Origin of the sequence: Halobacteriovorax sp. RZ-2 (genome assembly GCF_043196685.1) — a bacterium.
Taxonomy (GTDB): Bacteria; Bdellovibrionota; Bacteriovoracia; order Bacteriovoracales; family Bacteriovoracaceae; genus Halobacteriovorax_A.
The window spans coordinates 161,085-175,394 of record NZ_JBEBMR010000001.1 but is presented as its reverse complement, the minus strand read 5'-3'; the positions used below and the strand labels follow the sequence as shown (position 1 = coordinate 175,394).

The following is a 14,310-nucleotide window of genomic DNA, read 5'->3' as shown; positions in this document are numbered from 1 at the left end:
TATTAACGTGCCTAAATTATTAATTTTGTAATAGCCGCAAAGCGGTAAAATGGATTTTAATCAAATGGATAAATTCGACTTTTCAACACTATCAAGTTCAGACATTTCTTACATTGACTCTCTCTACGAACAATACGAATCAAACCCGATGGAAGTAGAAGAAAGTTGGCGCAACTTTTTTCTAGGTTTTGAGTTCGGTGCCGGTAAAGGTAGCACAGGTGCCGGTGGTGAAGTAAGTGATGAGAAGTTACGTAAAGAATTCAACGTATTCAGACTAATTCAATCTTTCAGATCAAGAGGACATCTTCTTTCGGATACAAACCCGATTCGTCCAAGACTTGATCGTCATGCACGTATTTCACTTCAAGATTATGATCTTACAGATGCTGATCTAAACGAAGTATTTACATGTGGTGAGTTTGTTGGCCTTGGAGCAACGACTCTTAAAAATATCATGGACCACATGATGAAACTTTACTGCGGAAAGATCGGTGTTGAGTATATGCACTCAACTGATACTGAAATGAGACGTTGGTTTAGAGAAGAATTTGAAACAACTTATTTAAATAAGAACTTTAATGTTGATAAGAAAAAAAGAATCCTACACAAGTTGAATGAAGCAAATGTTTTTGAAAACTTTCTTCAAACAAAATATACGGGACAAAAAAGATTTTCACTAGAAGGTGGGGAGTCGACGATCCCAGGACTTGATGCTTTCATTAACGAAGGTGCAAGATTAGGGGCCAAAGAATTTATTATCGGTATGGCCCACCGTGGACGTCTTAATATTCTAGCAAATACTCTAGGTAAAACTTATGAGTATATCTTTTCTGAATTTGAAGGGAACTCTCTTGAGCAGTTAGCTGGTCAAGGTGATGGTGATGTTAAGTATCACATGGGATTTACTTCGGTAACGAAAACTGAAGACAATAGCGAAGTTTACTTAAAGCTTCTACCAAACCCATCACACTTAGAAACAGTATCTCCTGTAGCAACAGGTTATGCTCGTGCTCAAATTGATATCGCGTACGAAGGTGATGAGAGCAAGATTATCCCTATCGTTATTCACGGTGATGCGGCCGTTGCCGGACAAGGAATTGTTTATGAAACTCTTCAAATGTCTGAGCTTCCAGGTTACCGCACTGGTGGATCTCTTCACTTTGTTATCAATAATCAAATTGGTTTCACAACTGACTTTACAGATGCTCGTTCATCTCACTACTCAACATCAGTTGCTAAGATGCTAAATATTCCAGTTATTCACGTAAATGGTGATTGTCCAGAAGACGTTGTTTACGCTTGTGAGCTTGCTGTTAAGTTTAGACAAAAATTTAAGCGTGATGTTTTTGTTGATATGGTTTGTTACCGTAAGCACGGTCACAATGAAGGTGATGAGCCGAAGTATACTCAACCAGAACTTTATGGGATGATCTCAAAGCATAAAAACCCACGTGAAATGTATATCGAAGAGCTTGCTAGTCATGGAGCCGTTGATAAGGCCGTAGCAAAAGAGATGCAAGAAGAATACAAGAGTCTTCTTTCTGATCGTTTCAATAATGTTAAGCAAAATGTTATTCCTAAAAAGGTTCCAGGGCCACACAGAGAGTGGAAAGATGTTCGCTTCTCGACTCTAGAGGACTTCGCAAATTCACCAGATACTAGTGTTGATAAGAAGACACTTGAAAATATTATTTCATCAATCACTCAAACTCCTGAAGGTTTCAAAACTTTAAGAAAGGCACAAAAGCTTCTTGATCAAAGAAAGGCGGCTTTTGAAAGTGATCAAATTGACTGGGCACTGGCTGAGTTATTTGCATACGGATCAATTCTTACTGAAGGTAACGATGTACGCTTCTCTGGGGAAGACGTTATCCGTGGGACTTTCTCTCACCGTCACGCAAAAGTTTTTGATGAGAGAACAAATGAAGCATATTGTGGCCTAGAGCACTTAACAACTGGTCAAGGTGACTTCTATATTTACAACTCTCTTTTATCAGAATATGCAGTACTTGCTTTTGAATATGGTTATTCTCAGGCAACTCCACATGCGCTAAATATTTGGGAAGCACAATTTGGTGACTTCACTAACGGTGCTCAAATCGTTATTGATCAATTTATTTCAGCAGCAGAAAGTAAGTGGAGAAGAATGAGTAACTTAGTAATGCTTCTTCCTCATGGTTATGAAGGAGCAGGTCCAGAGCACTCTTCTTGTCGTCCAGAAAGATTTCTACAGCAATGTGCTGAAGAGAATATGGTTGTTTGTAATATTACAACTCCAGCAAATATGTTCCACGCGCTTAGACGCCAGCTTAAGTGGGAGTTTAGAAAGCCATTAGTTGTTTTCACTCCAAAGTCACTTCTAAGACATCCTCTATGTCAGTCAAAAGTAGAAGAATTTACAAATGGTAAATTTGAAGAAGTTTTTGACGATGCTTGGGTAAGTCCAAAAGACGTTAAGAAGGTGGTTCTTTGTACTGGTAAGATTTACTACGATCTACTTAAGTACCAACAAGAAAATGACCGCAAAGATGTTGCTGTTGTTCGTCTTGAGCAATTATATCCACTTCCGACAGATAAAATTAAGGCAATCCTTGATAAGTATCCAAATGCAACTCATCGTTGGGTACAGGAAGAGCCTTCAAATATGGGAGCTTGGATGCATCTAAATCGTTGGCGTGATACTTTCAGAGATATTGACTGTGTATCAAGAAAAGCTTCGGCTTCACCGGCGACTGGATACGCTTCAGTACACCTTAGAGAACAAGAAACAATTGTAGAGAAAGCTTTTAGCTAAAAAATAAATAAGGATAAAAAATGGCAATCGTAAAAATTACTATTCCACCAATTGGTGAATCAATTACAGAAGTTGCTCTAGGAGAGTGGCTAGTAGCTGACGGTGACTATGTTAGTGAAGGTGATGAACTAGTTGAAGTTGAATCAGATAAAGCAACACTTCCTCTTCCAGCAGAAGAAAGTGGTGTAATTAGAATTATCGCTGAAGAAGGTGCTGAACTTGAAATTGGTGCAGTAGTTGCGGAACTAGATACTTCTGCAGCGGCTCCAGCTCAAGCATCAAGTGATGAAGCTCCAACTGCAGTTGAAACTCCAAGTACACCAGCAAGCGCTCCAGCAGCAGGTGGAGATAAGAATTATCCATCTCCAGCGGCCGCAAAAATTCTTGCTGAAAAAGGTGTCGCAGCTAGTGCTGTTGCAGGAAGTGGAAAAGATGGAAGAATCACGAAAGCTGATGCGATGAATGCAAGTGCTGCTCCAAAAGCGGCTCCAGCAGCAAAGGCAGCTCCTGCTCCTACAATTGAAACTCAAGTTCCAATGGGTGGTGCAAGTAGAGCAAAAGAAGAAGTAAAAATGAAGCGTATCCGTAAGACTATCGCTAAGCGTCTTGTGGAAGCAAAGAATACAACGGCAATGCTAACAACTTTTAATGAAGTTGATATGTATAACGTTATGGAGCTTCGTAAGAAATATAAAGATGCTTTTAAAGACAAGCACGATATTGGACTTGGTTTCATGTCTTTTTTCACAAAAGCATGTACGAAAGCTCTTATGGAAATCAAAGGTGTTAACGCACAAATTGATGGTGAGAATATTATCTATCATGACTATGCAGATGTTGGTATCGCGGTATCAACTCCAAAAGGTCTAGTTGTTCCAGTTATTAGAAACGCAGAAAGCTTAAGTCTTGCTCAAATTGAAAAAGAAGTAAGAAGACTTGCTCTAAAAGGGCGTGATGGAAAGCTTACAGTGGACGAAATGACTGGCGGAACTTTTACAATCACTAACGGTGGTGTTTTTGGTTCAATGCTTTCAACTCCAATTATCAACGTTCCTCAATCAGCGATTCTAGGAATGCACAATATTGTTGAAAGACCAGTTGCTGTTAACGGACAGGTTGTTATTCACCCTGTAATGTACTTAGCACTATCTTATGACCACAGAATTATCGATGGTAAGGAATCAGTAACATTCCTTAAGATGGTTAAAGAGATGTTAGAAGATCCGGCCAGAATGCTACTTGATATTTAAGAGTATCTAATTAGATTTAAAAAGATTAAGGAAATATTATGAGTAAAGAATTTGATGTTGTTGTAATTGGTTCAGGTCCTGGTGGATATATCAGTGCTGTTCGTTGTTCACAACTTGGAATGAAAGTAGCAATCGTAGAAAAATATAATACACTTGGTGGAACATGCCTAAACGTAGGTTGTATCCCATCAAAAGCATGGCTTGATTCAAGTGAAAAATTTCATGAGGCGACTCATGAGTTTGAAGCACACGGAATCACAACTGGAAAAGTTAAGGCCGACATTAAAAAGATGGCCGAGCGTGTAGCTGGTGTCGTGGCCGATACTTCAGGTGGTATCACATACCTGATGGGAAAGAATAAAGTTGAAACTTTCCACGGTTTTGGATCATTTGTTGATGCTCACACTCTTAAAGTTGAAGGCGAAAAAGAAGAAATTCTTAAAGCAAAGCATTTCATTATTGCAACAGGTTCAAAGCCTGCGACAATTCCTGGAATTGAAATTGATAAAGAAAGAATCATCACATCAACTGAAGCTCTTAAGCTTGAAACCCTTCCAAAGCACTTCATTGTTATTGGTGGTGGTGTTATTGGCCTAGAGCTTGGATCTGTATTCTTAAGACTTGGTTCAAAAGTTTCTGTTGTTGAGTACGCTGATTCAATCCTTGCAACAATGGATAAAGATTGTGCAAAAGAGATGACTAAGGTTCTTAAGAAACAAGGTATGGAATTCTATACTGGACACGGTGTAACTGAAGTCGTTAGAAAAGGCGCTAAGGTTGTTGTTAAGGCCAAGAGCAAAAAGAATGAAGAAGAGATCAAGCTAGAAGGTGACTACTGTCTAATGGCAGTTGGACGTCGTCCATATACTGACAATCTTGGTCTTGAGAATGCTGGTGTAAATCTTGATGAGCGTGGACGTGTAATCACTGACGATCACTTAAGAACAAACGTTCCAAATATTTATGCAATCGGTGACGTTACAACTGGTGCAATGCTTGCTCACAAAGCGGAAGAAGAAGGTGTTGTTGCTGCTGAGATCATCGCTGGTCAAAAGCCACATATCAACTACAACCTAATTCCTGGTGTTGTTTACACATGGCCAGAAGTTGCTTCTGTTGGTGTAACTGAACAAGAACTAAAAGCAAATAAGACTCCTTATAAAGCTGGTAAGTTTCCATTTAAAGCAAGTGGACGTGCTCGTGCTTCAAATGAATCAGCTGGTTTCGTAAAAGTATTAGCTTGTAAAGAAACTGATGAGATTCTAGGGGTTCACATTGTTGGGCCACGAGCTGCAGACTTAATTGCTGAAGCTGTGACTGCAATGGAATTTAGAGCTGCTGCTGAAGATATTGGACGCATTTGTCATGCTCACCCAACTTACTCTGAAGCATTCAAAGAAGCTGCTCTTGATGCTTTTGATAAAAAACCTTTGAACATCTAAGCAAATATTTAAAGGGCACCTTAGGGTGCCTTTTTTATTTCACCTGAAGATAATTCAAAACTCCCATCTAAAAATATCTTTCGAAAACATCCGCAGCATCTTGCGGAAGCAAGATTTGATGCGGTGTTAGCTCCCCAGTCTTTAGCTCGAATACTATTTAAACAAATCGACGTTTATGTCGATTTTGTTTCCGCAGGAGCAATGGGAAATACTTACTTTCTAATCACCCCACTCGAAAGCTCAAAACTCCCATCCACAAAAATCTTACGAATAAAGCACCCATCAATTTGTTTACCTTCACGTCGCATGGAAATGATTTCTTGAACGTTAGTATCAAGCTCGCTGCTTTTTATCGTTTTTAAGTTGTCACTAAAATGGATTGTTCGAGGAGGATACTTGAGTTCAAGAGTGATTTTATCTTCTTCGTCAAAGTAGTGCTCTAGGCCGTCTGAATCCGCTAGCCAAGGCCTTTGGTCATTGATGATAATAAGATCATCATCTTTATTATGAAGTGCTTTAAATGCCTTATATAAGTTCGTTTCCTCTTTATGAGAAAAAATGTAGCTATGAGGGTTATGGCGTGGGAAGACAAGTTTAGTTAGTTTCTTTTTTTGAGAGAAACTATGTCCAAGTCGGTTTAAAAGTTCACCATGAGACTCGATGGCGATAAGAGGTGCATCGATCTGTGGGATGATTTCATCAAGTATTTTTCCAACAGGGAAGTAGAGGAAGAAGTAATCAATTTTATCGTTCTTAATCAATTCTTCTTTAAAGATATCATTAATAAAAATATGTTTCGTATTATTTAATATTTTTAAGGCGTAATCAATTCGCTCTTTGACTGGCTCGATGCTAATGACTCTAATATTTGGAAAGAAGTGATTGGCCACAAAGGCCATCTTTGCGTAAGAAGCTCCGATATCACAAATGACGATTTCCTTAGCATGATTTAATTCATTGATTCTTAGTAGAATTTCATAGAAGTCTGAGAGGGAAGTATTAATGGCCTCTTCTTGTAGGCCACAGAGATAGAGTTCATCTGGCGAAGTTCGATCTTTCTCGTTTAAAACTGCTTCGATTTTTTCAACAACTTGCACCTGAAAGCCAATTAATTTGGCCAATTCTTCTTCTTTTTTTTCTAAGTGGTTTTTATTTGATTTTTCCACAATTCAGTACCTTATCATATCTCAAATAGAAGTTTGTAAACAAAAACAGAGTAAACTACTAATATTATTAAATTTTAGTTTAAATCCTACCGATATACTAGATAGAACAGTTGAGGAAATATTGAAAAAACTTTTCATCGCAGACACATTCACGACTTTTAGAGAGATCGATATTAACGATCTCTACGTTGAAGCGCTCTCGGGTGTGGTTTTTTCTAATCAATTTGGTTTTGATGTTAAGAAGTCTCAGTGGCTTGAGTTATCTAAGATGAGTCTGCCTCGAGTTGTTATTGAAGCTTTAAAACCAAGTCCTGAAGTATTTGAAAAACCTGTATCTGCACCAGATGGTCACAGTATTAAAAAAGAAGAGTTAGAGATTAAGAGTACCCATAATAATGAATTACTAAGTGCAATTTCTAAAATTGTAAAAGATGAAGTTTCAACAATCGGAGATCAACTTCGAGAAGAGTTTGGTCAAAAGATTTCAAACGTCGAAGAAAGGATTGGAGATATCACGCAGCTTATTGGTTCATCGGGGAGTGATCGCAGCGACGTTATTATCGGTAAGCTAGAATCAATCTTAGATGAGACTCATCTTATCAGTGACGTTAATCGTAAGATTACAAAAGTTTTATCCACTGCACGTGAGTTGGAGGATGGAAATTCAAGCTCTCAAGAGTACCAATCAAAATTCAATGCACTTAAAATTAAATATAAAAATCTCGCCGTTGAAAATAAGATTGCAAGAAAGAATCTTTCAAAAGTAATTGCAAAGGCAAAGGCCTTAAATGCAAAACTAGAAGTTGCTGAAAAGGAATTAGAAAATTTCAAAAGTTATACTGATAGTAAAATCGGCATTTCTGCAGTCAATGAAGAAGTGAAGATTGAAGATGTTACGCCACCAAAAGAAAGTACAAATGCTGGCCCTAAGATTAATCTTATTTCACGTGATTCACTTGTCTTAGAAGATGAGGATCGTACTGTTGAGATTGATTTAAGTGAAGAAGCGACTGGAGAGTTTGATATCTCAAGTGGTGGACTTGAAATTGCGACGCGTGCTCAAGTTGATGACCTAGAACTTGATCGACTAAATATTGAAGGACTTAAAAATGGTAAGTCTTTTGAAATCTCAAATAAGAAGTCATGGCAATATGATACGGGGGCCGGGGTAGTTGGGCCTTTACGTTTTGATGAAATGCTAGTTGACTTAGAAAAGAATATTATTACATCTGAAACACTTGTTAAGAAGAAGGCCGGTGCACCTTGGGTTGCTGCCAAAGATTGCCTTGAGCTTAATACGCAAGCACAATTAGTTTCAGAGGATAAAGAAAATCCAGAAAATAATAAATATCAAATCGAAAGAACTGAGTACCGAGTTGATCTTCAAGAACTTGTCTCATTCTCACTTGTAGGAGTTCAAAAAGACTATAAGGGCTACCTGACAAATCTTTCCCTTAGTGGAGGATTTGTTGAAGTGACGAAATTTGAGAAAGAATTTGACAAAAATACTCGTGGAACGATCTATATCTCTGAGGGCCTATTTGGCCGCGCACTCGCAGTTGATTTCACTATCATGAGAGCATCAAAGAATCGTCCTAGAGGCTTTGGAATGCGCTTTGAGTCTGTTTCGGACTCGATCATGGAAGTTATTGGAGAGCGTATGATTGAAATCCTCAACAATAACGACGACTCTAAGAAAGCTGCTTAATTTACTATTTTGCATTGCGTTTCAAAAAAACGGACTGAATCAGTCTAAGTCCTTGATTAAATAAATGTATCCGTTGATAATTAAGAAAAGGAAATGGTGGTTCGGGCGGGACTTGAACCCGCACGGGGTTGCCCCCACTGGATTTTAAATCCAGATTGTCTACCAATTCCAACACCGAACCGCTATTTGTGTTTAACGATTTTGGACTATAACGTGTATATTTGTCAATTCAAAAAAACTACTAAATTCATTTTTCTTTTACTTGCAATTTTCATTGTAGGTTGTGCAACAAAAAAAATTGTCCTTCCGACTTCTCAAGTTAAGCCGGCTTGGTTCTCAGGAGAAGGTAATTTTAATTATCTTACTTATGAGGGCAGGGTTGTTCCGCATTTATTTTTCGACTTTGCACCACGTATGGATATGCGCACTAAGCTTGTGGATGTTTTTATTACAACGCCCCGTGATAGCGAGGTTCACTTCGAACTTGATTTAGTTAGTGGACGTATTTTTAAAGAACGTAAATTTTGTAAAGAAAAAGATATTTGGAATGATTACACATCAAAGGTATCAACTCCAAATTTCTCTTGGGCGGTTATTCCAAGACTTCTAGGACGCGATGGAAAGCCTCAGCGAGTGGCCGTCTTTGGTGATTTAAAATACCTTGTTGATGGTAGTTTTCCACGTGAAGAAACCATTCAAGTTCAAATCATTGGTGGCTATATTTTAAAATCTTGTTTAACAGGACTTTGCGACTTAAATGATGACTGGAATTCAGAGGTTATTCTAATTGCAAAGAGTATGCTTGATGAGTCTCTTCAAGAAGTCCAAGGGCTAAATACCTTAAAGAAATATGTGGACTGGAAGTATGCGAAGGCCTTTATTGAAAACTCAATGGGTCGCAATGATGTGGGAAGAAAGCTTAAAGGAGCCTATCGTTTAGAATCTCCAATTCTGCCTAATCGTGCCCTTAAATATGTTATCAACTCAGGCCACTTGTTTTCAAATAGTGAACTGCAAACATTAAAAACGTCATGTCGTAAGGTGTATGATGACGCTCTAGTGATTTTCAGAAAAGAGGAAGGGATCTCTCAACGATTTATTGAATTCTATCGCAATCACCTGGATCGTTTTAGTCTATGTCGAAAGTATGTGCGTCCTTTTAATATTCAAAAAGAGAAGGATAAGCATTGGAAGTTAGAGTATTTGACGGCCTTTGAAAATGCAGTCCAAACAGGTTACTATTTTGACTGTCGTTTAAAGACATGGGTGCGCAATGTGAGAGATAGTAAAGGTAAATTTGTTGTCGATCAAAGAAAATTAATTGGTGGGTGTCGCGACCGTGAAATTGCCGCTTCATTTCCTGCAGCAATCACATTATTATCTAGTGCTGCTAACTCAGGGGCCCCATACTATCGCTATATTGAATACGATAGTGGTGCAGACACATTCAATCAAAAGATATATAATTGGGTGTGGTCAAATGGTAAGAAACAAAGTTGTGCTCCAGATAAAGAAGTTGGCCCAATCTTTCCATACGACGTAAGATTTAATTTAAAGTAATTGGAAAATTAAATAGATGAATATTTTTGATATCACGAACGAAATTCAGGTAAAATCAAAAGCAGAGCTTTCAATGCTTATGCTTTCTCACTTTGATGATCAGCATATTGTTTTCTCTGGCCTGACATGTCTTGATCTCTTAAATGCTGGTGAGCTCAAGGAAAAGTATAATCTTTTAAACGCACGCTTTTTACTTATCTATCAATTTCAAAATTTAAATGATCATAAAAGAGACTTCTACGCCCTTTCATTGGGCTATGGACAAACTGCGCTTTCATTTGCTCATCTATTTGAGTCAATGACTTGGTTTGAGGCCGAAGTTAATCGAAACTTTGGTGTTCACTTCTATCGAAAAGAAGATCGTATTCAATATGAGGTTGTTACACCTGCGGGGAAGTATCACTTAGAAAAAGATAACCTTGAAGATTCTTTATGTAAGACGTACCTTTCGCCCCTTAAGGTGACTGGTGAGGAAATCGAAGTTCCGGTTAAAAAGTTTAATAATCCACTTTCAAGTTCAGTTATTCGTTTTAATATCGATGAAAACCGTATTAGTGATAGTTTCTTTGATTTTGACTTTAGTAAGTCTGAGTCTTTAGAAAAGCAAATTGAGGGAAAGAGTCTTGATGAGGCCATCTCTTTGCTATTAAAATCAAATTTACCACTAAAGAATATTACATCTCTGTTAAGCCTTGAGTTAAGTGAATTCGTTGGAAACCTAAAGACAAGTAGCTCCGTAAAGATTCACCGTATGTTCATTTATGAAATTCTTTGTGCGCTTGAAAATTTAAAGTGCTTAGAAAAGGTTTTCAACCTTTCGTCTTTTACTGAGTTATATCAAATTTTAAACTATCAATTTGAGACCCTAAGTAATTTAACTAATCTTTCAGAGATTCAAACGAAAGACGAGCTTAGTAGGCTAATTAATTCTGAAGATCGCAAATGGGTTTACGATATTAGGGATCGTATTCATGATTATCAGGACATTATCAATGATATCATTCAGACGATAGAGGGGAATAAGTACTTTTTAAATTTAGAAAGCTACTTTCATTCAAATCTTGGGGCCCTCGATTTTTCACTTAAATCGATGCCTCTGCAAAGCTACGGTTATCACTATAATAGTAAGAAGTACGAACCATTCTATGAATATAGTGACCTTACAAATACCGAGTACCTTGCCCTTAATGGATCAACCTACGAACTCCTTTTGATTCGTTTAAAAGAGTTAAAGAATACCTATTCAAATATTATTAAAATCTGTGAAGAATATCCAATTATTAGAAAAGGAGTTGAGTTAAAGCCTGACTCGATTAAAACTGGGATATTCCTTGCGACAACACAAGTATCTTCTGGTGAAGTTTCTATTATTTCATATCTTAAAGAAGATGGTGTGATCGATCGTTTTCACTTGATGTCGCCGACAATGGCAAATTTAAAATACTTCTCAAAGAGACTAAAGAAATTTGCTCTTTCACAAATTGCATGTGAATGGAATGCTTTAGGGATTAGTGAAGAGGAAATTGTAAAATGATTCTATCTAAAAATATTTATCAAAGCCGCTGGCGTATTGCGATCTTTTTTAAGAGGGCCGCTTTATATTTAAAATTAAAAAGACTTAAGTAGATCTTTGATAGGTATTTTTGTATTCGGAAATTCGATAGGTGTTTGAGTAAATAATTGTCCAATTTCGCTAATAAAGATACTGCGATCTAATTCAATAGCTCCAAACGATTTAGTAATAGGTGTAACCATTTGAGTATCAAGAAATGGAATCTGGTTTCTTTTAACCACTGAAAGAATTGCTAGTAGGGCAACTTTTGAAGCATTAGACTCTTTATAGAACATGGACTCACCACTTAGGAAATGTCCCATGCTTACTCCGTAGAGCCCGCCAATAAGTTGGTCTTTTTCATCTCTAACTTCTACACTATAGGCCAGGTCTTGATGGAATAAATTAAAATAACCTTCAATAATTTCATCGGTAATCCATGTACCTTCTGAAGATCCAGAGTGAACTTCTTGGCATTGTCTGATGACTTCTAGAAAGCCTTGATTGAATGATATTATCCAGCCACTCTTTTTGACAAATTTAGCTAGGGAGCGACTTACTTGAATGTCGTCAAATCGAATCACACCTCTTTGTGGAGGTGAAAACCAAGCAAGGGGGTACTCTTGAGAAATTGGCCAAGGGAAGATTCCACTTTGATAGGCCAATAGGAGAGAGTCATGGTGGAGGTCTCCACCAATTGCTAGTAGCCCTTGCTCATCTGCGATCTCGACTGGGGGAAACTCAATTATCGGCACTAATCATGGCCTCCATCATAAGAGCGCTCATTGCTGCTCCTACTTCAAGTGTTGTACGAGAGCCCTCTTCGCTTAGACCTACTAGTGGAGCAATTTCAACCATATCTGCACCAGTTAGTTTAAAGGCGTTAGTAAACTCTTTAATCATTGTAGCACACTCATGTGGCATTAGTCCCTCTGGTTCAGGTGTTCCTGTTGCACTCGCAACACTTTCATCAAGGGCATCAATATCAAAACTGATATAGATTTCCTCGATTCCTTCTTCCTTAAGTTCTTCAATTGTTTTAAGGGCCAATTCTTTTGCACCAATTTCTTTTACATCTTTTGCCCAATACTGATTTAGGCCAAATTCACTTTCCCAGTGCTCTTTTGATTTACCTGTTGAGCGAATTCCAAATTGATAACAATGCTTAGGAGTTTCAAGATCATCTAATACATGTGTTAGCCATGAACCGAAGCAGTAATCAATACCAAGCCTTTCTCTTAAAAGGTCTGTGTGTGCATCAAAGTGGATAAGACCAACTTTCTTACCAAGTGATCTGCGATTATTGATCCAGGCCTTAACTAGTGGAAAGCTTACAGAGTGGTCTCCTCCAATACTAAAGATTTTTAAATCTTTGTTATTTTTGAAAACTTCATCAACGCTGGCCTTTGCAATACTAAGGGGTGAAACACTTAACTGCTTTCCCCCATATAGTGCATTTTGAGCACTTTTTATTGTTTCATCATTTAAATACTTATCGTGTAATAGGTGAGGAATTACTCTAATGTCACCTAGGTCAAAACACTGTTTATAGACTTCAAGATGTTCTTCAATTAGTGTATTTCTAAGAAATAATGGGCCCCAGTTTGCACCTCTTTGAATTCCTCCTCCGCAGTCAGAGGCAACTCCTAAGATAGCGCAACCGTTTACATCTGCAAGCTTAGAAAGTTCATTAGTCCAAGCTGTTCTGATATCTTGATCTTCTGTTGTGTTATAGAGAACTTTAGTTAGCTTATCTTTTCTTTCCTTGGCCGTATTTACTGTAAATACTCCAAAACCTGGAGGGCATAGATAATCGTTTAATAATGTTTCATTTGTTTTAGTCATATATAGTCCTTAATTTTAGATTAAAAAATCACCCTTAACACGAGAGCTTAGGAGTGCTGTTTTATAAAGGTCAAGCTCTTGGTCGTGAAGGTAGTCTCTAACAACACGCTTTTCAAACTTTATAATAGCATCGTTAATTCCCTTATACACTCCCGCAATATGTGAGCTGAGAGTTATATTAGAAAGGTGTTTGAATTCATTAAAGTCAATTGGCTCTTTTTCAAAGACATCAATAATTGCATGGGCATTCTTATTCTTACTTAAGAAGTTTACGAGGGCCTGCTGATCGATAAGCTTGCCTCTTGCAGCATTCATGATAAGAACATCATCTTTCAAGAGTGCAAAAATATCTTCATTGAGAATGTGATGTGATGTCTTATTTAGAGAACAGGCCATGATGATAATATCAGCGTTGGCCAGCTCTTCTTTTAAGTACTTAGTATTTTGTTGCTTATTTTGGTATGGATCATAGTAGCTAACACTGACATTTAGTGTTTCAAGAGCATTACCTAGTCTCGCGCCAATTGGGCCACGGCCAATAATAAGAGTTTTTTTAGTGTGAAGAAGTTTTCTATTATAACTTCTTGCCTGATCCCATTGCTGGCGCTTTGGAATATTTCCTTGATGGTTTAAGAGGGCCTGCAGATAGAATTGGGCCACGGCATTTGCTCTGATCTCATTTCCTAAAACGATAGGGAATTTCGCGTTTTTCACAAATTCAAGTGAGAAATTATCATAGCCAGAGTTTGGGTGAATCCATAGAGCTATATTTGCGTGCTTAAGTGAACTTACGATACTTTCGTTATCTGTGTAGCTTGTTGAGATAACAATAACACTTTCACCATCTGGAATCTCAATAGGGGTGTCCACGCACTTGATACCAAGTTGCCCTAGTGACTGCCTTTCTTTAACGCGAAAGGCCTCTCCTTGATAGCTCGAAATTTCTGGTCGATAGAAGTAATAGTTCATACCCTTAATCTAGCAACTTTTTCT

General features: G+C 37.8%; 10 protein-coding genes and 1 tRNA gene. 6 read left to right on the top strand and 5 right to left on the bottom strand.

Translation table 11 applies throughout. From position 1 onward, the window contains the following. The first annotated feature begins 49 nt into the window (after positions 1–49). From ABMA78_RS00775 to lpdA, 3 genes are read left to right on the top strand one after another with little or no spacing between them, the layout of a single operon-like run. Positions 50–2,794 carry a 2-oxoglutarate dehydrogenase E1 component gene (locus tag ABMA78_RS00775; RefSeq protein ID WP_392856078.1) on the top strand — a complete coding sequence of 915 codons (2,745 nt, stop codon included), beginning with the start codon at positions 50–52 and terminating at the stop codon, positions 2,792–2,794. A 20-nt stretch (positions 2,795–2,814) separates the two neighbouring features. Next, the gene (odhB, locus tag ABMA78_RS00770; protein ID WP_392856075.1) at positions 2,815–4,044 is read left to right on the top strand and encodes a 2-oxoglutarate dehydrogenase complex dihydrolipoyllysine-residue succinyltransferase; all 1,230 of its coding nucleotides are present in this window, start codon (positions 2,815–2,817) and stop codon (positions 4,042–4,044) included. A 38-nt stretch (positions 4,045–4,082) separates the two neighbouring features. Next, positions 4,083–5,486 carry a dihydrolipoyl dehydrogenase gene (lpdA, locus tag ABMA78_RS00765; protein ID WP_392856073.1) on the top strand — a complete coding sequence of 468 codons (1,404 nt, stop codon included), beginning with the start codon at positions 4,083–4,085 and terminating at the stop codon, positions 5,484–5,486. A gap of 212 nt (positions 5,487–5,698) precedes the next feature. Here the strand turns inward: lpdA and ABMA78_RS00760 are convergent, their stop codons facing one another. Next, positions 5,699–6,652 (bottom strand): hypothetical protein, encoded by a 954-nt coding sequence (locus ABMA78_RS00760; RefSeq protein ID WP_392856071.1) that lies wholly within the window; start codon positions 6,650–6,652, stop codon positions 5,699–5,701. A gap of 121 nt (positions 6,653–6,773) precedes the next feature. On the opposite strand from ABMA78_RS00760, the gene ABMA78_RS00755 reads away from it, so the two are divergent. Next, positions 6,774–8,360, top strand: coding sequence for a PilZ domain-containing protein (locus tag ABMA78_RS00755; RefSeq protein WP_392856070.1), 1,587 nt, complete (start codon positions 6,774–6,776; stop codon positions 8,358–8,360). 94 nt (positions 8,361–8,454) lie between these two features. On the opposite strand, the gene ABMA78_RS00750 is transcribed toward ABMA78_RS00755, so the two are convergent. Then, a tRNA-Leu gene (locus ABMA78_RS00750) sits at positions 8,455–8,541 on the bottom strand. Positions 8,542–8,774: 233 nt separating this feature from the next. Here ABMA78_RS00750 and ABMA78_RS00745 point away from each other — a divergent pair. Beyond that, positions 8,775–9,920, top strand: a complete 1,146-nt coding sequence (locus ABMA78_RS00745; protein ID WP_392856068.1) for a hypothetical protein — start codon at positions 8,775–8,777, stop codon at positions 9,918–9,920. A 16-nt stretch (positions 9,921–9,936) separates the two neighbouring features. After that, a complete protein-coding gene (locus tag ABMA78_RS00740) occupies positions 9,937–11,454 on the top strand; it encodes a hypothetical protein (RefSeq protein WP_392856067.1) in 1,518 nt (505 codons plus the stop codon). A gap of 74 nt (positions 11,455–11,528) precedes the next feature. On the opposite strand, the gene aat is transcribed toward ABMA78_RS00740, so the two are convergent. The 3 genes from aat to ABMA78_RS00725 are packed head-to-tail and all read right to left on the bottom strand — an operon-like array spanning position 11,529 to position 14,286. After that, complete coding sequence (gene aat / locus ABMA78_RS00735) at positions 11,529–12,227, bottom strand: leucyl/phenylalanyl-tRNA--protein transferase (RefSeq protein WP_392856065.1); 699 nt, start codon at positions 12,225–12,227, stop codon at positions 11,529–11,531. Continuing rightward, positions 12,214–13,317 (bottom strand): arginase family protein, encoded by a 1,104-nt coding sequence (locus ABMA78_RS00730; RefSeq protein WP_392856064.1) that lies wholly within the window; start codon positions 13,315–13,317, stop codon positions 12,214–12,216. The genes aat and ABMA78_RS00730 overlap by 14 nt, the downstream gene beginning before the upstream one ends. Before the next feature lie 15 nt (positions 13,318–13,332). After that, complete coding sequence (locus ABMA78_RS00725) at positions 13,333–14,286, bottom strand: NAD(P)-dependent oxidoreductase (RefSeq protein ID WP_392856061.1); 954 nt, start codon at positions 14,284–14,286, stop codon at positions 13,333–13,335. Positions 14,287–14,310 lie beyond the last annotated feature (24 nt).

Excerpts from the sequence above, each read along its gene's own strand:
- ABMA78_RS00775 (WP_392856078.1), top strand. The coding sequence starts at position 50 with ATGGATTTTAATCAAATGGATAAATTCGACTTTTCAACACTATCAAGT.
- odhB (WP_392856075.1), top strand. The coding sequence starts at position 2,815 with ATGGCAATCGTAAAAATTACTATTCCACCAATTGGTGAATCAATTACA.
- lpdA (WP_392856073.1), top strand. The coding sequence starts at position 4,083 with ATGAGTAAAGAATTTGATGTTGTTGTAATTGGTTCAGGTCCTGGTGGA.
- ABMA78_RS00745 (WP_392856068.1), top strand. The coding sequence starts at position 8,775 with ATGGATATGCGCACTAAGCTTGTGGATGTTTTTATTACAACGCCCCGT.
- ABMA78_RS00740 (WP_392856067.1), top strand. The coding sequence starts at position 9,937 with ATGAATATTTTTGATATCACGAACGAAATTCAGGTAAAATCAAAAGCA.
- ABMA78_RS00730 (WP_392856064.1), bottom strand. The coding sequence starts at position 13,317 with ATGACTAAAACAAATGAAACATTATTAAACGATTATCTATGCCCTCCA.
- ABMA78_RS00725 (WP_392856061.1), bottom strand. The coding sequence starts at position 14,286 with ATGAACTATTACTTCTATCGACCAGAAATTTCGAGCTATCAAGGAGAG.